At 46.3% G+C, this 21,924-nt stretch carries 16 protein-coding genes; 14 read left to right on the forward strand and 2 right to left on the reverse strand.

All coding sequences use genetic code 11. The features are described from left to right. Positions 1 to 655: 655 nt before the first annotated feature. Both ASG85_RS10265 and ASG85_RS10270 read right to left on the reverse strand, forming a co-directional pair. Positions 656 to 1,246, reverse strand: a complete 591-nt coding sequence (locus ASG85_RS10265) for a beta-class carbonic anhydrase (RefSeq protein ID WP_057302328.1) — start codon at positions 1,244 to 1,246, stop codon at positions 656 to 658. A 51-nt stretch (positions 1,247 to 1,297) separates the two neighbouring features. Beyond that, positions 1,298 to 1,624 carry an iron-sulfur cluster biosynthesis family protein gene (locus ASG85_RS10270; RefSeq protein ID WP_057302329.1) on the reverse strand — a complete coding sequence of 109 codons (327 nt, stop codon included), beginning with the start codon at positions 1,622 to 1,624 and terminating at the stop codon, positions 1,298 to 1,300. A gap of 142 nt (positions 1,625 to 1,766) precedes the next feature. Here ASG85_RS10270 and ASG85_RS10275 point away from each other — a divergent pair, with 142 nt between their 5' ends. The 14 genes from ASG85_RS10275 (at position 1,767) to ASG85_RS10340 (ending at position 21,719) form a co-directional block, all read left to right on the forward strand. Further along, complete coding sequence (locus ASG85_RS10275; protein WP_057302330.1) at positions 1,767 to 3,287, forward strand: carboxypeptidase M32; 1,521 nt, start codon at positions 1,767 to 1,769, stop codon at positions 3,285 to 3,287. A 1,101-nt stretch (positions 3,288 to 4,388) separates the two neighbouring features. Continuing rightward, entirely contained in the window at positions 4,389 to 5,402 is a 1,014-nt protein-coding gene (locus ASG85_RS10280) for an ABC transporter substrate-binding protein (RefSeq protein WP_057302331.1), read from the forward strand. Positions 5,403 to 5,451: 49 nt separating this feature from the next. Then, positions 5,452 to 6,225, forward strand: coding sequence for an ABC transporter ATP-binding protein (locus ASG85_RS10285; RefSeq protein WP_060646153.1), 774 nt, complete (start codon positions 5,452 to 5,454; stop codon positions 6,223 to 6,225). Continuing rightward, positions 6,218 to 7,060 (forward strand): ABC transporter permease, encoded by an 843-nt coding sequence (locus tag ASG85_RS10290; protein WP_057302333.1) that lies wholly within the window; start codon positions 6,218 to 6,220, stop codon positions 7,058 to 7,060. The genes ASG85_RS10285 and ASG85_RS10290 overlap by 8 nt, the downstream gene beginning before the upstream one ends. Positions 7,061 to 7,130: 70 nt before the next feature. Beyond that, the gene (locus ASG85_RS10295) at positions 7,131 to 8,090 is read left to right on the forward strand and encodes an aromatic acid exporter family protein (RefSeq protein WP_057302334.1); all 960 of its coding nucleotides are present in this window, start codon (positions 7,131 to 7,133) and stop codon (positions 8,088 to 8,090) included. A gap of 114 nt (positions 8,091 to 8,204) precedes the next feature. Next, complete coding sequence (gene cotE / locus ASG85_RS10300; protein WP_057302335.1) at positions 8,205 to 8,771, forward strand: outer spore coat protein CotE; 567 nt, start codon at positions 8,205 to 8,207, stop codon at positions 8,769 to 8,771. 145 nt (positions 8,772 to 8,916) lie between these two features. Further along, on the forward strand, positions 8,917 to 10,383 hold the full coding sequence (locus ASG85_RS10305) for a putative amidoligase domain-containing protein (protein WP_060646154.1): 1,467 nt from the start codon (positions 8,917 to 8,919) through the stop codon (positions 10,381 to 10,383). Positions 10,384 to 10,797: 414 nt separating this feature from the next. Then, positions 10,798 to 13,425, forward strand: coding sequence for a DNA mismatch repair protein MutS (gene mutS / locus ASG85_RS10310; protein ID WP_060646155.1), 2,628 nt, complete (start codon positions 10,798 to 10,800; stop codon positions 13,423 to 13,425). Between the two features lie 82 nt (positions 13,426 to 13,507). Further along, positions 13,508 to 14,941, forward strand: a complete 1,434-nt coding sequence (locus tag ASG85_RS10315) for a S41 family peptidase (protein WP_060646156.1) — start codon at positions 13,508 to 13,510, stop codon at positions 14,939 to 14,941. Positions 14,942 to 14,946: 5 nt separating this feature from the next. Further along, a complete protein-coding gene (gene mutL, locus ASG85_RS10320; protein ID WP_057302339.1) occupies positions 14,947 to 16,992 on the forward strand; it encodes a DNA mismatch repair endonuclease MutL in 2,046 nt (681 codons plus the stop codon). A 4-nt stretch (positions 16,993 to 16,996) separates the two neighbouring features. Continuing rightward, positions 16,997 to 17,773 carry a class I SAM-dependent methyltransferase gene (locus ASG85_RS10325; protein WP_057302340.1) on the forward strand — a complete coding sequence of 259 codons (777 nt, stop codon included), beginning with the start codon at positions 16,997 to 16,999 and terminating at the stop codon, positions 17,771 to 17,773. After that, positions 17,767 to 18,735, forward strand: coding sequence for a tRNA (adenosine(37)-N6)-dimethylallyltransferase MiaA (gene miaA / locus ASG85_RS10330; protein ID WP_057302341.1), 969 nt, complete (start codon positions 17,767 to 17,769; stop codon positions 18,733 to 18,735). The genes ASG85_RS10325 and miaA overlap by 7 nt, the downstream gene beginning before the upstream one ends. 64 nt (positions 18,736 to 18,799) lie before the next feature. Further along, complete coding sequence (gene hfq / locus ASG85_RS10335; protein ID WP_029193229.1) at positions 18,800 to 19,039, forward strand: RNA chaperone Hfq; 240 nt, start codon at positions 18,800 to 18,802, stop codon at positions 19,037 to 19,039. A 142-nt stretch (positions 19,040 to 19,181) separates the two neighbouring features. Beyond that, positions 19,182 to 21,719, forward strand: coding sequence for a transglycosylase domain-containing protein (locus ASG85_RS10340; RefSeq protein ID WP_162251201.1), 2,538 nt, complete (start codon positions 19,182 to 19,184; stop codon positions 21,717 to 21,719). Positions 21,720 to 21,924: the final 205 nt, after the last annotated feature.

The raw sequence follows: 21,924 nt of genomic DNA on the forward strand, positions 1-21,924 counted from the left end.
GTAATAATATGTTATGTAATAATATGTTATTTTTTGTGGATAACCTTTGATCGCAATTAAACTATTCTACGATGTTAGGTTTGATGCATGCTTAGTGTGTTTTACATCGTTACAGATGTCTCAGCCGAGGCTGTCTCGCGCTGAAACGAAGATTTACATCGTTGCAGATGAAAACAGTGCTGGCTCCCGCGCCGCGTGCAACTTGTAACGATGTTTTACATCGTTGCAGATGTCTCAGCCGTGGCTGTCTCGCGCTGCAACGATGATTTTCAGCGTTGAGATGAAAACAGTGCTGGCTCCCGCGCTGCATGGTACTTGTAACGATGTTTTACATCGTTGCAGATGTCTCAGCCGTGGCTGTCTCGCGCTGTAACGTTGATATTCAGAGTTGCAGATGAAAACAGTGCTGGTTCCCACGCTGCGTGCAACTTGTAACGATGTTTTACATCGTTACAAGTTGCACGCAGTAGTTGGGAGGGGCTGTTAAACGAAGGACCTGGCTAATGTCCAGGGTTATCTTGACATTGATTTACGTAGAAGTTGGTGTGTGTGTGTGTGTGTGTTGGCACAAGGCTAGAAGCCATAGAAAAAGAAGCCTTCAACTCCACGTTAAAGTGGATTGAAAGGCTTCTTATTTGTATATTTTTAGGCTAGCTCATTCCACTTTTTGAGATACGGAACCATTTGCTTCATAACCAGCTTCAAGCAAATCGAGTCGACCTGACTCGGGATCCATGATGAGGCCGTGAACCGGTAAATTTTTTGGAAGCAAGGGATGATTTCGAATGATGTTAACGCTTTTCTCAATGCCTTCGCGCACATGATTAAAGCCTGTTAACCAGCGAGACAAGTCGATGCCTGAATGTCCCAGTGTCTCAATGACATCATCGGAGATGCCTCTGTTTTTCGCTTTCTCAATCACACTCTCTGAGTTTAATCCCGTCATACCGCAATCGTAATGTCCAATAACGAATATTTCATCCGCTTCCAACTGGTAGACAGCGACGATAATACTCCGCATAACACTCCCGAAGGGATGTGAGACAATCGCTCCGGCATTCTTAATGATTTTGGCGTCACCATTTTGAAGATTCATGGCTTTGGGCAGCAGTTCGACCAGCCGCGTATCCATACAGGTAAGAACGACCATCCGTTTGTCTGGGAATTTCGTAGTCAGAAACTCTTGATACTGCTTCGTTTCTACAAATTCCTTATTATAGTTCAAGATTTCGTTAATCAAAGACATGGTTTCCCTCCAGGTAAGTTGATGTGCTGCTTGTCTATATTCTTCGCAGCTTTATCTTTTGTCGACTAAGCTCATACCCGCATTATAAATTTGATTATTACTCTTAAGTATATAGGATTTATTTCCTTCATGGTAGTCGATTTTCATGTTTTCTTCAAAAAAGATTTCATCCTTAGCTTTATAAATGAGCTTGAAAGTCTCGGTTTCAGCGGTAAGATCATCATCATTTGCTTGGGAAACCAGCCAAAGGGTAGGCACTCCGTTTACGGAACAGCCGCAGTCTTCTGTATCAAAAACTAGCTTTAAGATAGCTTCATTCTGGTCAGAAGTAAATGGTGTCAATCTATGAATAGCTGTATCGGTAAACGTGATTTTCATAAGAGTCATCTCCTTCAAGTGTTTGCACAGTTAGGTTTCTTACCTAAGCTTGTCATTATTCTATCATACCCCAGCATAAATTTGATTCTGAGTAGGGGACGAAGTATGATAAAATAAGAAACTTTTGGGAGGAGATTAGAGCATGAGTGTGCAAGCAGCCCCAGCAAAGCTGGAATCTTTCAAGGCCTATGTCCGCAAAATGAAGCAGTACGAGGAGGCCATCGCCTTAATTTATTGGGATATGCGTACCGGCGCTCCAAAAAAAGGAATAGAAACTCGTTCTGAAGTCGTCGGAGAGCTGTCCACCGAAGTTTTCCGTATGTCTACATCCGATGAGATGGGAAGTTATTTGGACTTTTTCATGCAGCCTTCTGAATTAGAGAAGCTAGATGCCATTTCCAAAAAAATGGTCGTAGAATGTAAAAAAGAATATGATCGCAGTAAAAAAATACCGGCCGAGAAATATCAAGCCTATGTCGTCCTTACCTCGCAAGCAGAATCCGCTTGGGAAGATGCGAAGCATAACTCCGATTGGGCTTCGTTCCAGCCATATCTGGAGAAAATCGTTGCTACTACTCAAGAATTTATTGAGCTGTGGGGCTACGAAGGCAATAAATACAACACCTTACTGGATATGTATGAACCGGGAATGACAGTTGAGAAATTAGACGAAGTTTTCGGTGCGCTGCGTGAAAAAGCGGTTCCCTTACTTCAGCGTATTCAAGCTTCAGCCAATCAGCCTAGTCGATCCTTTTTGGATCAACAATTTGAAATTAGCAAGCAGAAGAAGTTCTCACTTTCCATTTTGAAGCAAATGCAGTATGACTTTGAAGCGGGCCGATTAGATGAAACGGTGCATCCATTCGCAACAGCACTGAACCCAGGCGATGTTCGGATCACAACACGCTATTTGCCGAATGATATCACATCCGCTTTGTTTGGAACAATTCATGAGGGTGGACATGCGCTGTATGAGCAAAACATTTCCAAAGATTTAGTTGGTACGAATCTGTGCACGGGGACATCGATGGGTATTCACGAGTCACAGTCCCGCTTCTGGGAAAATGTGATCGGACGCAGTAAAGCATTCTGGGATCGCTACTATGGCGAGCTGCAAACGACGTTCAGCGGACAAATTGATGATGTAGATGTGGATTCCTTCTATCGTGCTATAAACCATATCGAGCCGTCATTAATTCGTATAGAAGCTGATGAATTGACTTACAACTTACATATTATGATTCGCTATGAGCTGGAAAAAGGGTTATTCAACGGTACGATTGCCGTAGCTGATTTGCCTAAAGCTTGGAATACCAAATACGAAGAGTATTTGGGCGTGGTTCCAGCGAATGACGGCGAGGGTGTACTGCAGGATGTCCACTGGTCTGGTGGCGCATTTGGTTATTTTCCGTCCTATGCACTCGGTAATATGTACGCGGCGCAATTTACGCATACCCTTCGCAAAGAGCTCCCGAATTTCGACAGCTTGATTGCCGAAGGCAATCTGGTACCGATCAAGGAATGGCTAACAGATAAAGTTTACCAGCATGGCAAGCTTTTGACGCCGAATGAAATCATTCGCCAAGTGACTGGTGAAGATTTGAATCCCGACTATCTTGTCCAATACTTGGAAGAGAAGTACCAAACGGTTTACGGTATTTAAAGTGATTAAAGCAGCATCTTGAGGCAGGAATATTGCCTTGGGCTGCTGTTTTTTTTGCCAATAATTAGATAAATATGGATTTTCTCTTATCCGGATAGGTTTTATAATGAAATTGAGAGAAGTGTAACAAGTGAAAAGTAATATCCTGAAGAACGAAGTAGTTTCTTATCTGGGGTGGGTTTGAGGGGGCAGCTTCAAATTAGGAAGTGTACATGATCATTTAGTTCCAGTTTATACCGGGAAGTTATATAACATACAACAATTCGCACCGGTTTCTTCTCACGAAGCAGGAATTGTTGCATTTTCTGCAACAATTCAAGCCGTATTCTTTCCAAGTGGATCCTTTTGAAAGAAATTGTTGTATTTTTTACATCATTCGTAGGAATTAAGCTGTTTTGCTTGGCTAAAGTTGCACATTAGAGTCAATTTCATAATTCAAACCTCTTGCTACATAAGGACTTATAGCGCATTCAAAAACAGTCACCTACCCAAGGCATCCATTAGGTKCCAAGATATCATGTTATTCTCCGTTTAACTAAAACGGATAAATCCCTTTCTGAATTCTGTAACTACCGAAACTACACTTCACTTAAACGTTAAGAGTCTCTAGGGACTCCTATTTTTACAAAATACGGTGAAAATGAAGAAATAGCAGTCTCTAAAGGCTCTTATCCGATTGCTTTTCTACCGAATCTACACTTCACTTGAAGGTTAAGAGTCTCTAGGGACTCCTATTTTTACAAAATACGCTGGAAATGAAGTCTTATCCGATAGGCTCTTATCCGATTGCTTTTCTACCGAATCTACACTTCACTTGAAGGTTAAGAGTCTCTAGGGACTCCTATTTTTACAAAATACGCTGGAAATGAAGTAATAGCAGTCTCTAAAGGCTCTTATCCAACTGCATTTCTTCCGAAACCATACTTAGAAAAATCGGACTTTTATTATGAAATTGACTCCATTATACAACATTGCTTGAGTGATCAAATATGGCAGGATACGGCACTTGATCTTCTACCCTCCATATTTTCAGAAAACAATATTAACCGACTTCTGGGCTCCTGCATAGGATACATTACTACTTTTATCGGAGGGACGTCCATGAACAATCGGAAAAGATGGGGATTCACATTATCCGCCGTCCTACTGCTCAGTTTAATCGTTTCGGCGTGCGGAACGAAAAGCGAAGAAACAACAAAGGTGCGTATTGGTGAAGTCACGCGATCCATCTTTTATGCACCGCAGTATGTGGCTTTATCGCAAGGGTTTTTCAAGGATGAAGGGCTTGATGTTGAATTGACCACCACACCAGGCGGCGACAAAACGATGACAGCCTTACTGTCAAACGCTATTGATGTAGCTTTAGTTGGATCGGAAACTTCGATCTACGTATCACAACAAGGCTCGGATGATCCGGTTATTAATTTTGCGCAGCTAACCCAAACAGACGGGACCTTCCTGGTTGCTAGGAAGAAAGTGGATAAGTTCGACTGGAACTCGCTCAAAGGCTCTGTTTTCCTCGGTCAACGTAAAGGCGGCATGCCTCAGATGGCTGGCGAATTCACATTGAAGAAGCACAACATTAATCCTCAAAAGGATCTCCAGCTCATTCAAAATATTGAATTTGCTAATATCGCGTCCGCGTATGCATCGGGAACAGGGGAATATGTACAGCTCTTCGAACCGCAAGCTTCCATTATTGAAAAAGAAGGCAAGGGCTACGTTATGGCTTCCTTCGGTGTGGAGAGCGGACACCTGCCTTACACGGTATTTATGACCAAACAAAGCTTCTTGAAATCAAATGCAGGAACGGTTCAGAAGTTCACCAATGCGGTACAACGCGCTCAGCTTTGGGTTGCCGCGAAAAGTGTGGATGAAATCACGAATGCGGTTCTGCCTTATTTTAAAGATATCGATGTAGAAATTGTAAAAAGTGTTGTTAAACGCTATAAGGATCAAGGATCATTCGCGACGGACGGCATTGTTGATGAACAAGAATGGAACAATTTGCTAGATGTGATGACTTCCGCAGGTGAGTTGAAAGAAAAGGTAGCTTGGAAAAAGCTAGTGAACAATAGCTTTGCAGAGAAAGCGAAATCGAACGTAAAACCGTAGTATTCAGCATTAGGCATGTCGATGAATCGAACAAGAGGGGGGTACGAACATGGATACAGCTGTGACTGTAAAGGACGTAACACAAGTTTATGTGACCGAGGAACGAGCTACACTTGCTGTAGAGCAGATCAATTTTGCTATCCAGCGGGGTGAATTCGTTAGTCTGATCGGTCCAAGTGGCTGTGGGAAGACAACTCTCTTGTCGATCATTGCCGGGCTCATTCGTCCGACAGTGGGTACGGTGACTGTTGCGGGAGGGAACGTAGACGGTCCATCGACAAGGGTGGGGTATATGCTTCAGCAGGATTATTTATTCCCATGGCGGTCGATCGAAGACAATGCTTGTATGGGTTTAGAAATTACAGGAACGTTAACCAAAGAAAAGAAACAGGAAGTGCTTCATTTATTGGATGAGATGGGGCTGCTCGGCTTCAAAGATTATTATCCCGCTCAGCTATCCGGGGGCATGCGTCAGAGAGTCGCGTTAGTACGAACATTAGCCACTGAGCCTGAACTGCTTCTGCTGGATGAACCGTTCTCCGCGCTCGATTATCAAACCAAGCTTCAGTTGGAGGATTTGGTTGTAGAGACTCTTCGTGCGAAGAAGAAGACAGCACTCCTTGTGACACATGATATCTCTGAGGCAATAGCGATGAGTGATCGTATTATTGTGCTGGATCCTAATCCGGGACGAATTCGCAAAGAATTTATAATTCCGCAGGAAATTCGGTCCTCCGTGCCTTTCGCAGCGCGGGAATTGCCCGATTTCCATGTGCTTTTTCGATTGATATGGCAGGAGTTTGGGGGCGTGCATCATGAGTGATGGTCAGCAGCAGGCGCGTCTCAACGAAAATGCGGACGATACGCTTACACAGCAAGTTCATCAGCAATTTTTGGCTGAAAGGAAAAAGAAAACGAAGTATGTAAGACTTGTTCAACTAGCCATCCTGCTCTTATTTTTTATCTTCTGGGAAATGGCGGCCCGTCTGAAGTGGATCGATGTGCTGCTTTTTAGTTATCCAACGAAAGTTTTTAAGCTGCTCTGGGATAAACTCCTTGATGGCAGCCTCCTTCCGCATGTGGGCGTAACGGTCGTCGAAACCATTATCGGCTTTGTGTTAGGCACTTTGTTCGGTACGGCATTAGCGGTTGTGATTTGGTGGTCGCCGTTTCTCTCCCGTGTGCTTGATCCCTATATTGTCGTGCTGAATAGTATGCCTAAAGTAGCCCTTGGACCGTTATTTATCGTTGGTTTGGGACCAGGCTTGCTCTCGATTATTGCGACTACACTTTCGATAACTGTTATTATCACAACCCTAGTCGTCTATGGGAGCTTCAAAGAGGTGGATAACAACTATGTGAAGGTCGTCACTTTATTTGGGGGTAATCAGCGAAAAGTGTTCTTAAAAGCTATTCTACCCGCTTCATTCCCAGCCATCGTCTCGACTTTGAAAGTAAATGTAGGTCTGGCATGGATCGGTGTGATCGTAGGCGAATTTCTCGTATCGCAAATGGGTCTTGGTTATTTGATTATATACGGTTTTCAAGTGTTTAATTTTACACTGGTTATCTCTACATTGTTCGTCATTGCGATTGTGGCTACAGTTATGTATCAAATTGTGTCCAATTTGGAAAAAAGAATGACAAAACATAGATAAGTCTTGCCACAGTTTGCCCAAAATGAAATAATGAGCCCATAGTTAAAACCAATAACGAGGTGAAAAAGCTATGGGCTTTCGTGTGCTCAAAACAGCGCTAGCGGTCGTAATAGCGATGTATCTAGCGCACGTATTCGGGATAAAAACGCCTGCGGCAGCGGGACTTCTTGCTATTCTAGGTATAGAAGTGACGAAGAAAAAAGGGATTCAAAGCGCATTTCATCGGATATTAGCTTCCATGCTCGCGCTTCTCGCAGGCTCTCTTCTTTTTATGGTATTGGGGTTCCATGTGTGGGTTGTCAGTATATTCATCCTCGTCGTGTTTCCCGTCCTGCATAGGCTGCGGATTACGGAGGGGGCGGTGACCGGGGCAGTTGTTATGCTGCATCTTTTCGCCTATGAAACTGCTGGATGGATGGCGGTTCTGAATGAAATGTATCTTCTGCTCATAGGATTGGGTACAGCGACACTCATCAATATCGCCTATATGCCTAAGACGGATAAAGCGATCGAGGGACATAAGCAAAGAATCGAGGCGCTATTTTCGGATATTTTCGTAAACATGGCTAAGCATTTGAGAGATAATACAGTTGTGTGGGATGGCAAGGAGCTTTTGGAAGTTAGTGAAGAGATTGATCAAGGGGCAGGGCTAGCTAAACGTACGATGGAGAATACACTCATTTTCGGAGGAGACCCCTACTTGCAGGTATATTTCTTTATGAGGGAGGAGCAGTTGGAGTCGATCCACCGAATGATCGATCTGGTTGCCCAAGTGTATCAAACTTTGCCGCAGGGGGAGTGGGTGGCAGCGATTCTTGAAGATATTAGTCAAACCGTTAAGGAAGACTACTATACTGGTGAAGCGGAGAAAGAATTGCAAGTTCTGGATGCTCGTTATAAACAGCTGCCTTTGCCGGAAAGCCGGGAAGAATTCGAGGTGCGATCTGCCATTTTACAGCTTAACAGGGAGCTTATGCAATATTTATCTATAGCCAAAAAGCAAAAAAAACAGCGCCCAGAGGCGGGTTGACTCTTAAAGATATGAGTATTTTTATATCGTAAAAATAATATAAAATAATTGTCACTCTAGACTGCTGTCCTGCATACACTTGTAATGAATGATTGTATGGAGGAGGTTGAAAGGATGTCATTAGATAAAGATTTGCAAAGCAGAGAGATCATTACAAAAGCTGTCTGCGGTAAAGGTCGCAAATTTTCGCATGTAAGTCATACCGTGACTCCGCCCTTTTCTCCGACCAGTATATTGGGCGCTTGGATTATTAATAACCAATTCGAGTCGATCCAATCTGGAGAGGGCGTAGAGGTAGTTGGTACTTATGATATCAACATCTGGTATTCTTACGATCGTAACACCAAAACAGATGTAGCAAAAGAAACCGTTTCTTATGTAGAAATTGTTGGGCTAAGTTATCTGGACAAAAAACATAGGCCAACAACTGCTGAAGTATCTGCTGTCGCAACGCAAGAGCCGAACTGTGTGGAAGCAAGTATCTCTTCTAGCGGCGACAGCGTAGTCATTCGGGTGGAACGGGAGTTCCAAGTTGAGTTGGTCGCTGAAACGAAAGTCTTCGTCATTGTTAGCCCCTACGGCCCCAGTGACTTCGACGACAAGCATGTAGATTTCGATGACAACGGCGATGGAGATTTCGAGGATCTGGACGCCGATCTGCTTGAGGATGATTTGGATTAAGGAATCTTATACACCAGTGTATGCGGGTGAAAGAGGTTCGGCAGAGGGCATTTGCCCTCTTTTTTGTTTTATTTCAATAAATGGGCATTTCAACCAGATGCACGGACTGTGAGGATGGAATGAGAACGGAGAAGGGGCAAAATGGATGGAAACATTCTTACTGCACGCACAGGAAAAAGAAGCGCTGGAGCTAGCGGATCTCATTCGCATACCCAGTGGTTCAAGGCTGCCGGCCGATTGGCGAGGTCAGGTCATCATCCATTGGGGAACTGCTCATGATGAGTGGCCGCTGAAGCCGGCGCTGCAGCCAATCAGGGCGATTCTTAGAGCTCAGATACGTTCGAAACGGGAAGAACTGCTTCATTTGCACGGCATTAAGACGGTAGCTTGGCAGAATGGCCGAAGTGCCAAGGATGAGCGATTAGCATTCACACATAAATATAAGGTAGCTGTATTTCATTTACAGACATTGGCTGTTTATGAGAAGAAGGAGACACTTCTGTTGTCGGAGAAAGCTCTCTATGATCAAAGACAATTAAATGCCAGTTCGGTTTACATAGAAGTTACACCAGATCGTGCCAATTTTCATGTCCGAAGGGCTAGCCGTGAGTCTCTAAAAGCTGTCTATGCGCTCGGCCTAGACTATGGCCTTGTCACCATAGGTGTATTGCCTAGCGGGCACACCTTGGTATTGGATGTGGATCCCGTTCCTAAGCTGAACGGGAAGCTGGCCCAGTTGTTCGCGCAGGCGATTGATCGCTATGAGATCGCTATCGCGAAGGAGCTGCGGCGCAAGGAACGGGCGATGCTCGGCAGCGACCCTGAGTTCCTGCTGCTCAGCCCGCAGGGCAAGGTCGTCTTCGCCGACCGCTTCCTGACGCGGGACGGCGAAGTCGGCTGCGATGCCGTCGTGCTCAGCGGACATCGCCTGATCTTGCCGCTGGCGGAGCTGCGCCCGCAGCCAAGCATAGACCCGCGCGAGCTGGCGAGGAACCTGCGATCTACGATGCAGCTCGCCGCGCGGAAGATCGACGACGAGAGCCTCTCGTGGCTCTCGGGCGGCATGCCGGTGGGGGGCTACCCCCTCGGCGGACATATCCACTTCAGCCGCTGCTGGCTGAATGGGCATTTATTGCGCGCGCTCGATAACTACCTCGCGCTGCCTTTGATCTTGATCGAGGGCGACACGACGCGAGAGCGCCGCCCTCGGTACGGCTTCCTTGGCGACTTCCGCAAGAAGTCGCATGGTGGCTTCGAGTACCGTACTCTGCCAAGCTGGCTGCATTCGCCCGATATCACGCGCGGTGTGTTCGCGCTAGCCTCGCTTATTGTTGATAACTACTGGCTGCTGCCTCGGCAGCCCTTGCAGGATCCGGAGATTCAAGCGGCCTACTATCGTGGGGATAAGCAGCGGCTTCAAGCCACAGTTGCGAAGCTTTGGCAGGATCTTGAACAGCTGAAGGGCTATGACGTATTCGCTGCCGTTCTGGAACGTCTCCGAGCAAGAATTATGTCAATGGAGCCATGGAACGAAAGAGCTGATTTTCGCAAAGCTTGGAAAATTGCACCCTACCATCGTAAAGAAGCTTTTGAAGAACAAATCATGTTATAATAGTGTATCTATAAGAGATTTGAAATGGTTTTAATCTGTGCATGGGGATTCATATTTGGATGGTGCATTTACAGTTGGATAAGAGCCTTCATAAGCTGCTATTTTACATAAAAGCGTTGCTGGTTGATGGATAGCAGACTTTAGAGGCTCTTATTTCGAGAAATCATTGGAAAATGAAGCGTATCTGATAAGATAAGAGTCTTTAGAAGCTTCTATTTTCGCTAAAAGCAATAAAAGTGGATGGATAGCAGTCTTTAGGGGCTCTTATTCCAGGGGTTCATTGGGAAAAGTTATTGAATAACAGTCTGTAGAGGCTCGTCCTCTGACATTCTTTTTTGCACACATATGAAAATAAAGTTTGGTAGTTTCATAGATTTTGACAATGAATATAGTGATTGGTTGGAGGAACGCAAGGTGGCCCAATATACGCCGATGATTCAGCAATACTTGGCCGTGAAGGCGCAAGTCCCGGATGCTTTTTTGTTTTTTCGTCTGGGTGATTTCTATGAAATGTTTTTTGATGATGCGATCAATGCTTCACGAGAGTTGGAAATTACGTTAACAGGTAGAGAAGGCGGCGGCGACGAGAAAATTCCAATGTGTGGTGTCCCTCATCACGCTGCGGACAATTATATGTCTCGGTTAATCGAGAAAGGGTATAAAGTCGCCATATGCGAGCAAGTTGAAGACCCTGCAGAAGCGAAAGGTGTCGTGCGGCGTGAGATTGTTCGTATCGTTACGCCGGGGACCGTTATGGATAGCAAGCTGCTAGGCGAATCGAGCAACAATTACATCGTTTCCCTAGTGAGTCAGGAACACGGTTATGCTTTTACGGCATGCGATATTTCAACGGGGGAGTTATATACAACACGGCTTTCTAATTCATGGGAACTCGTCGTTGATGAACTCAATGTGTACAACCCTTCGGAGATTATTACGGATAATGGTTTATTAACGACAATTCGGGAAACAGGCCTCACTTGGGGACGCAGTACGGTGCTAACGGAATGGACGCAAGTGGATGAAAAGCTGCTGGATGAGCATTTTGCTGAGGATGCCGCACTGCCTACTTTATCCGCTTTGAACCGTCAAGGCGTTGCTTTGCTGCTTGCTTATTTAAAAGAAACGCAAAAACGAGCATTGACCCATGTGAAGCATATCCGGGTATATGAGCCCGATCAATTCATGACGATGGATCCTTTTACGCGTAGAAATCTTGAACTCGTTGAAACGGTACGTGAACGCGCGAAAAAAGGTTCTTTGCTTTGGCTGCTCGACAAAACAGTAACAGCGATGGGCGCTCGGATGCTGCGCCGTTGGATCGAAAAGCCGCTCATGAGTGTATCACGCATCGAAGAGCGGCTGGAAGCTGTCAATCTGCTCTACAATCAGCTCATTATCAGAGAAGATGTGAAGCAAGCGTTGAAGGAAGTCTACGATTTGGAGCGTTTAGTTGCTCGTATTTCCTACGGGAATGCGAATGCTCGCGATATGATCGCTCTCAAGCACTCTTTGCAGCAGGTTCCGCTGCTTCAAGAAGTATGTGCAGCTTCCGGTTCGGAAACGCTTCGCAAACTCGTCGAAAATATGGATGCCTGTGAAGATGTGATGTCGTGGATTGCTAGCGCCATTGAGGACGAGCCTCCTGTATCCATTCGGGATGGCGGAATGATCCGTGAAGGCTACCAGCCATACTTAGATCAACTACGGGAAGCAAGTAAGAACGGAAAACAGTGGATCGCGGAGCTCGAGCGTCAGGAGCGGGAGGCAACGGGCATCAAGTCGCTCAAAATCGGCTACAACAAGGTGTTCGGTTACTTTATTGAAGTCACCAAAGCGAACATGTCCGCACTGCAGGAAGGCCGCTACGAACGCAAGCAGACGCTTGCGAATGCCGAGCGCTACGTAACGCCGGAGCTCAAAGAGAAAGAAGCGCTTATTCTGGAAGCGCAGGATAAAATGGTTGATCTTGAGTATGAGCTGTTTACGGAGCTTCGCGACCGGATCTCCGAGCATATCTCCAGATTACAGAAGTTGGCGGAAGTGATCGCTACCGCCGACGTGTATCAGTCGCTGGCCACGGTCAGCGCGGCGCATCACTACCGCAAGCCGGAGATCGGCGAAGGCTTCGATCTCGAGATTGAAGAAGGCCGCCATCCTGTGGTGGAGGCGGTCATTCAAGACGGCTCGTTCATCGCGAACGAAACGAGCCTGCTGCTGGATGAGGGCCGCATTCTGCTTATTACCGGACCGAACATGGCCGGTAAGAGTACCTATATGCGGCAGGTCGCCGTGATCTGCCTGATGGCGCAGATCGGCTGTTTCGTACCTGCCAGATCTGCGCGCATTCCGGTCACCGACCGAATCTTCACGCGGATCGGCGCTGCCGATGATCTGATCGGCGGTCAGAGTACGTTCATGGTCGAGATGATGGACATCCAAGTGATGACCGAGAAGGCGACGAGCAAGAGCCTCGTCATCATCGATGAGCTTGGCCGAGGCACCTCGACCGGGGAAGGGATGGCGATCGCGCAAGCGGTCATCGAGTTCCTGCATGACCGGATCGGCTGCAAGACGCTCGTTTCGACGCATTTCCACGAGCTTGCGCATCTGGAAGAAAGCCTTGGGCATCTGCGTAATCACTGCATGGCTGTGAAAGAGAGCGGCAGGCAGGTGACCTTCCTGCGCAAGCTCATTCCCGGGGCAGCGAGTACGAGTTACGGCATCTACTGTGCCGAAATCGCGGGGCTGCCCGAAGACATCATTCAGCGCTCCTATGAGCTGCTGAATGGGTTTGAAGAGCGGGCGGCGGGCGCTGCGCAGATCGCCGCAACGACGGCTGCCGTCCCGCAGGCGGCAGCTCCCATCCAGCAGCTGTCCCTCTTCGAGGAAGACAGCACGGCAAACACGGCTGTCAAGAAGAAGCAGCCGGACAGCAAATCTCAGCTGGTGCTCGACCAGCTGAAAGGGATCGATTTAATCAATATGACGCCGCTGCAGGCGCTCAATTTAGTATACGAATGGAAACAAAAGCTGCAATAAGCTTGTTGATGTAAGTTTTTATGGTTTCGCAGTTCATTTTTACAACATTTCAGCCTAATCATATATTCGAGGAGAGACGCGCATGAAACAACCAAGCATGAAAACAATGAAGGTTACACTAGCACTGGCGTCGGCTCTTATGACGGTTCTGCCCTTAAATGCGTTGGCACAAGAAGATTTACAAACACAGCAAGTCAGAGAAATCATTGGGAAGCTCCATGTAAGTGGTGTAACAGAAGAAGCGCTAGCTAATCAAAGCATCAAGCAAATGGTAGAAGGTCTGAAAGATCCATATACGGTATTTTTCAGCCAAGAAGAATATGGTCAGTTCTCCAGCTCCTTAGAAAATAATTACGTCGGCATGGGTGCTCGAATCGGGATTGATGACAAAGGTGTGTATTTATCCGAGGTTTTTGCAGGTTCATCAGCTGAATCAGCCGGCTTGCAGCGTGATGACTATGTCCGCGCGGTGGATGGCGTCCCAGCTTCTATAACGTCTATCGATGAAGTCAGAAACAAAATCGTTGGTGTAGCAGGGACGAAAGTTAAAGTTACCGTACAACGCGCTGACAAAGAATTAACCGTTGAGATTACTCGTAAAGGGATTAATGTACCTGAAGTGTATAGCAAGAGCTTCACGAATGGTGTTGGTTACATTCAAATTACGGATTTTTCCAGCGATGCGGACGAGGATTTTGGTAAACAGCTTACGGATCTGCAGGCAAAAGGTTTGAAATCTTTGATTCTAGATGTTCGTAATAATCCAGGAGGTCTTGTGGATACGGCTCAGAACATTGCCAAGCATTTTGTTAAAGAAGGCGTTCTGATTCATACTAGAGACCGCAATGGCGTGGATGATCCGGTGTTGATCACGGGCGGAACGGAATTGTCCATTCCTGTTTACATTTTAGCCAATGAGTATAGCGCAAGCGCTTCGGAAGTGCTGTCAGGCGCTCTGCAAGACTACAATGTTGCTAAAGTGATCGGCATGCAAACGTATGGCAAAGGTAGTGTACAACAGCTTTATCAATTGGATAACAATAGTGCGCTGAAAGTGACCGTTGAAGAGTACTTAACGCCGAATAAGCGTAAAGTGAACAAAGTCGGAATCACTCCGGACATCAAAGTGGACGGAGCTTCTGCTCAATTAATTACAGCTTTACAGACAGTGGGGATTACAGATATTAACGTTGAGATTTCCAAGCACAGTGTGACTTATAACGGCGTGGAAATAGGAAGCGGATTCGGTAATTTCCGTGAAAATGGCAAATTATATGCATCAACACGCGGCCTGGCGGCACTTATTGGAGCTACAATTACATGGAACGAGACGACGCGTACAGTCGATATTTCCGATAATAAAGGAACGCATGCCATTCCTGCCCAGGCAGACAAGCTAATCATTGAAAACGGGACTAGCTACGTCAATGTTGATCTTTTCGATGATTATTTTCCGCAGCTGCAAGTGAAGGATCAAGGGGAGAATGTTTCCTTCCGCGCTGTAAAGGGGAACTAAGAATTATGGGTAAAATCCAACTCTTAAGCGAACATATTGCGAACCAAATCGCCGCAGGGGAAGTAGTTGAACGACCTTCTTCTGTGGTGAAAGAACTCGTCGAGAACTCGGTGGACGCCGGCAGTACTCGGATTGATGTGACGATTGAAGAGGGCGGTCTTCAGCTGATTCGGGTGTCCGATAACGGCTCCGGTATGGCTTTGGAAGATTGTGAATTAGCCTTTCAGCGTCATGCGACGAGTAAAATCGCGACAAGCAAAGACTTATTCTCGATACGAACATTAGGCTTCCGCGGAGAGGCTTTGCCGAGTATAGCGTCCGTGTCTAGGCTTGAGTGTGTGACTAGCTCTACGAATGATGGACTGGGGCGGAAAATTTCCATTGAGGGCGGCACGATTCGCAGTGTCGAAGAAACAGCTGCTTCACGCGGGACTGAAGTGTCGGTGAGGGAATTATTTTACAACACACCGGCACGGTTGAAATATATGAAAACGATCCAAACCGAGCTTGGCCATATCTCAGATTATTTGTATAGATTAGCGCTGGCTCACCCTGGTATCGCCTTTTCGTTGAAACATAACAGCAATCTCCTGCTGCAAACGTTGGGCAATGGAGACTTGCTTCAGGTCATCGCAGGCATCTACGGCACAGCAATCGGCAAGCAAATGCTTCCTCTCCAAGTGGAAAGCTTGGATTATACCATCACGGGCTTCGTGGCGAAGCCCGAAATGACCCGCGCGAATCGTGGCGGCATCTCGACCATTGTGAATGGTCGTTACGTGCGCAACTTCGCGCTGAATCAAGCGCTGCTGCAGGGATATCATACCCTGCTGCCGATCAACCGTTATCCGGTGGCTGTGCTTCACATCGGGATGGATCCTGCCTTAGTGGATGTGAATGTACATCCATCTAAGCTCGAGGTCCGCTTTAGTAAAGAAGCGGAACTAACCGCTTTAATCGAAGCCGAAGTGAAACGGCTATTTGGAAGGCAGGTGCTGATTCCGCAAGGGATGAAGCCAGCCGCACCTAAGGGCGCATACGTACAGGAACAGCTGGATCTTACTAGGACGGTTGAGCCGACAACTGGATCAAGCTCTTCCACGCCGGCAGCTTCTTCTGAGATACCTACACCGCTTCTTGATTCTACGATACAACGTGTATCCGTGGATTCGGACAGCATGGTTTTGCCGCAAGTGAAGGAGGCCGGTACAGCGTACCGACCAGAATCGGTGTCAACTTCCCGGCCACCAATCGTAGAGCCACTGAGAAGCTCCACAGCTTCCACAGCTTCTGTAACTTCCGGAGCTTCATATTCGAGCCGTCCGACATCACCATCAAACAACAGCTACTCGTCTGCTGCTGGGAGTAATCCCAGAAGTACGTCCATTCAGCAGCAGCGCCGGACGAACGAAGCGTTCATGGACCTACTGCCTTCCAAACAGGAAGGCGAGGCTCCAGCGCTTCCCGCTTTTCCAAGATTGGACCCGATCGGTCAAATGCACGGCACTTATTTGGTCGCCCAAAACGAAGAAGGCTTGTTCCTGATTGATCAGCATGCTGCGCATGAACGAATTAATTATGAATATTATTACGAGCGTTTTGGCAATCCTGCTGAGGCAAGCCAAGAATTACTCGTTCCTATTACTTTAGAGTTTACACCGTCTGAAGCAGGTATTATTGCCGAGAAGCTGTCGCTTTTTGAGCAAGCAGGGGTGTATATGGAGGCTTTCGGAGGGAATACGTTTCTGGTCCGTGCGCATCCTCACTGGTTTCCATCAGGAGAAGAGAAGGGGATCGTCGAGGAAATGTGTGAGTGGGTTCTCAGCGAGAAAAAAGCTGTAGACATCGCCAAACTCAGAGAAAAGGCGGCTATTATGTGTTCTTGCAAAGCATCGATCAAAGCCAATCAAGGACTAAGTGTTCTTGAGATGGAAACGCTGATCGATCGGCTAGCAGGCTGCCGTAATCCTTACACTTGCCCGCATGGACGACCGATTGTCGTCAGCTTTACGACTTATGAACTGGAAAAAATGTTTAAGAGAGTGATGTAAACCTGTGCTAGTGACAACTTCGTATAATCCGTCCAGTGATTTATTGGACAAAGCCGTGCGATTGGCTGCTGCGTATGATGGCCGAGTCGTATCCCGAAGGAAGTATTCTTTGGAACATCTTAGGAATAATTATAAGGATGATTCCCTTCTGCTTGTGACCAGAGATGAGATCAGGTACTATGGAGAAGACCAACCTGCATACTTTTTTCATCCCAGTATGGCCCTCGTTCGAGTCAAACGTATGCAGCGAGGCGAAGTCGATTTATTAATTGAGGCTTCTGGTGCAGCTTTTGGCGATGATATCTTGGATTGTACAGCAGGTTTAGCGTCGGATTCTATCGTGTTCTCCTTTGCTGTTGGCCCCCAAGGAAGCGTCACAGCACTCGAAAGCGAAAAGATTCCAGCTATGCTGATACAAGAAGGTTTAGCCGTTTATGAATCGGAAATTCCCGAGCTAAACGAGGCTATGAGGCGCATCACGGTTAGAAAGACACATCACCTCGCGTATTTGCAGCAATTGGCACCGCAAAGCGTAGATGTTGTCTATTTTGATCCGATGTTTCGCAGTCCGATTGAGGAATCTCAAGCGATTTCTCATCTTAGACGCAATGCGAACGATGAAGCTATCAGTATGGCATCTATCGAAGAAGCTAAAAGAGTTGCACGCAAGAGCATTGTGCTCAAAGAAAACAGAGACAGTAAAGAATTTGCCCGGCTCGGATTCGAGCATGTATTGCGATCGACGACCAAAACAACGTATGGAGTGATTCGACTGTGTTAGCCCCATCAGCCAAGCCGAAATTACTCGTGCTACTAGGTCCCACGGCAGTTGGTAAGACCAAGCTAAGCTTAGAAATCGCTCAGAAGTTTGGCTGCGAAATTATTTCCGGAGATTCCATGCAGGTGTATCGAGGTATGGATATTGGAACTGCCAAAGCGAGTGAAGCTGAGCAGAAGCTTGTCCCGCATCATTTGATTGATATTCATGATCCTTCCTATCCCTTTTCGGCGGCTGAGTTTCAAGAACGTGTTAAGGCTTTGATTCTGGACATTCATTCGCGTGGAAAGCTTCCATTTATTGTAGGAGGTACAGGCCTTTATATCGAGTCTGTATGTTACGATTATCAATTCACCGAAGTCAGTATGGATGAAGCGTTCCGCCAAGAACAGGAAGCGTATGCCACTGAGCATGGGGATGAGGCGCTGCATCAGAAACTGCGTGATATTGACCCTGAGAGCGCTAATCGACTTCATGCCAATGATCGTAGACGTGTAATACGAGCTCTTGAGATTTACTATATCTCAGGTGAAACGATGACAACCCATTTGGCGTCCCAGAAAAAAGAGTCTCCTTACGAACTATGTATCATTGGACTGACGATGGATCGTGCACTGCTGTACAAGCGTATTGAGGAACGTATCGACGCGATGATGCAGGAGGGGCTTATCGAGGAAGTTCAATCGATCCTTGCCGCAGGCTGTCCCAAGCAAGCGATTTCCATGCAGGCTCTCGGATACAAAGAAATCGTCAGCTACCTGGAGGGTGAGTTGAGTTTAGAGGAAGCGGTAACGCTGCTCAAGCGTGATACGCGCCGATTTGCGAAGCGCCAATTGTCATGGTTTCGGCATATGAAAGACATTCATTGGGTGGATGTGACGGAATCAGCAAATTTTTCTGCCCATTTCCAAATTATTAATGATATACTAGCAGGAAAGTTTGTACATAAAATTGAATATAATTAACAAATACACCAATAGAAAATAGCGCCTTCTGGCGATAGTTTCATTCCATTAAGGGGGACCACTGATGAACAGATCCATTAATATCCAGGACAATTTTCTTAATCAACTGCGTAAAGAAAGCATTCCCGTTACCGTATATTTAACCAATGGGTTTCAAATCAGAGGACTAATTCGCGCATTTGACAACTTCACGATCATCATTGACAGTGAAGGACGTCAACAAATGGTTTACAAACATGCCATCTCCACCTTCACGCCGCAACGAGCTGTTTCTTTAATGGCTGCCGCTGAAGCTTCGGAATAATCCGTACTCGTACGTTTAGTTTTGCAACTTTTCTATGGACTGAATCGTCTAACCGAATAGAAACTTGTGGGAGCAACCTTGTTTAAGGTTGTTCTTTTGTTGGTTACTACTAGAGAAATGAACAGCGAGGGAGTCGATGGATTTGGAGAAACCTACGAGCAAGAAAACAACTGCGAATGCAAAGACGAAACCACAAGGAAGCAACAAAGGCTCTAAGAAAAAGGGGTTTAATGTTCGACAATTTATTATGGGTTCGATTATTGCTGCCATTTTGGCTATTATTTGTGCAATGGGTATTTATATCGTCGTTATTATGAACGGCTTTAAGATTCTCGATAACAACATTGATAAGATTGATACAGCGAGTGAATCTACACTCATTTATGCGCAAGAAGAAGGAAAAGACAAGGAAATTGGAAAAATATATAAAGGTGAAAATCGAGAGAGTGTGAACATCAAAGATGTTCCCGATCGATTAAGGAATGCATTCATTGCCACGGAAGATCGTCGGTTTAACGAGCATTCGGGTGTTGATTTAAGATCCATTGGCAGAGCGCTTGTCAAAGATATAATTCATATGAGCGCTGTAGAGGGTGGAAGTACAATTACCCAGCAGCTCGCTAAAAATGTGTTTCTAAGTTCCGAGAAAACAGCTTTTCGTAAAGGGACGGAAATGTCTATCGCTTTTGCTTTGGATGAACGGTTTAGTAAAGATGAAATACTCGAAAAATATTTAAATCGTATTTACTTTGGCAGTAATGCTTATGGCATTAAAGCGGCAGCGAAGGTGTATTTCGGTAAATCCAACCTGAATGAATTAGAGGTATGGGAAATTGCGACGCTAGCTGCTCTGCCAAAAGCTCCGTCGAGATATTCGCCACTAACTCATCCGGACTTATCGAAGGAACGTCGTGCTGTCGTTCTTAAGCTGATGACCGACCAAGGCTATATTACAGAGGCCGAGCGTGCGAAAGCAGAAACAGTGGATTATGTACCGCCTGCAGCGGCTAGTCAAGGCGCCAAAGATTACGCGAGTTTCTTGGATTATGTTGTAGATGAAGCGGAAAGTATGTATGGCATCGAAGAAGATGAGTTGCTCACCAAAGGCTACCGCATCTATACGACAATGTACCCAAAAGCGCAAAAAGTGATGGAGCAGACTTATGCGAATGCAAGCTTTTTCCAGAAGGACGCTTCTGATGGTCAAAAGATTCAAAGTTCCATGGTTATCGTGGATAACAAAACAGGCGGGTTGATGGCGTTGATAGGCGGCCGGGATTACAAACAAAAAGGCTTCAGTCGCGTGTATTCCAAAAGACAACCAGGCTCTTCGTTCAAGCCGATAGCGGCATACGGTCCTGCACTTGAGAGCGGGAATTATACGCCGTATTCCATTCTCGATGATACGCAGACGAGTTTCGGTAACGGGACTTACTCCCCGCGTAACTATGACCGTGTGACGCATGGGCAAGTCACGATGTTTGAGGCAGTTAAAAAATCTTACAATTTGGCTCCTGTTTGGTTATTAGATCAAATTAAAGTGCCTAAAGCGATTGAATTTGCGAATAAGATCGGGACTCCGCTCAATAAAGAAAAGGATCAAAACTTATCCATTGCGCTTGGCGGACTTACAGATGGCGTTTCTCCTTTACAAATGGCGACGGCTTACACAGCTTTTGCTAACCAAGGGATGCAAAATAAAACACATGCGATTCTACGCATTACAGATGCGCACGATAAAGAAATAGCCGTTTATAAACCAGAGAAGAAGCAGGTAATTCAACCTAAAACTGCTTATTACATGACGCTGCTGCTTCAGGGTGTTGTAGAAACAGGCGGTACGGGGACCAAAGCGAAGTTCAATCGTCCTGTAGCCGGCAAAACGGGTACAACTGGACTGGACATCAAGGGCATTGAACAATATGATCGTGATGTTTGGTTTGTCGGCTATACGCCGGAGTGGACAGCTGCTGTCTGGGAAGGCTTCGATAAAGTGGATGCGAAGCACTATGTCACAATCGGCAGCGGAAGTCCATCAGCTATCTTTAAAGAAGTGATGTCGAAGTCGCTGGAAGGCCGACCTGTGACGAACTTCGTGAAGCCTGATAGCGTGCCTAATCTTACGGAACCGCCAAAAGGGATTACGGATTTAGCTGCGGTGTATGTACCAGAAACGAAGTTGGTTAAATTAACTTGGTCATCACTGGGTGAGAAGATCGCTTATCAATTGTATCGCAAAGGTGCTAGTGAAGCAGAGCCAAAGATGCTGACTCAATCAGTTGTACCTGGGGTGAATGATACTACAATTAGCAGTGAAGAGACGTATCAATATTACGTTGTACCGATTAATTTGGACTCAAATACAGAGGGCGCCAAATCCAATGTAGCTTCTGTCGAAATACCGAAGGATGGCACACTTCCTGACGGTACCAAGCCGTCACCTTCACCATCGGTCTCGCCATCTACATCACCAGGCAAGAATCCGCTAGAGCCAACGCTGTCACCGGGTACGAAGCCTACGCCATCGCCCGGAAGCACCAATAAGCCTGGCACAAGTCCAACGCCAAGCATCAACCCAAGCCCTACCCCATCACCGGCTGATAAGCCGGTTGATGGTTCCGAGGGAAAGCCGAAGGATGGCAAGCAAGACGGGGGACAGATTATTGTGCCGAAGATATAGTGACTTGTTGCTTGACCGGAGGTCTTTTGGACCGAAATGATACGAACACGGTTTGATCTTAAGTAGAGATGAACATGCTAGTTAGGGATGAATTTCATTCTTAAAGTCCATAGGACTAGCCTAAAATCCTATTTTAACGATGAAAAGCAGCTTTATGAGGGAACAGCAGACCCGCATTTCGCGGGTCCCACACTAAACCTACATA

Origin of the sequence: Paenibacillus sp. Soil724D2, from assembly GCF_001427935.1 — a bacterium.
In the GTDB taxonomy this organism is placed as follows: Bacteria; Bacillota; Bacilli; order Paenibacillales; family NBRC-103111; genus Paenibacillus_E.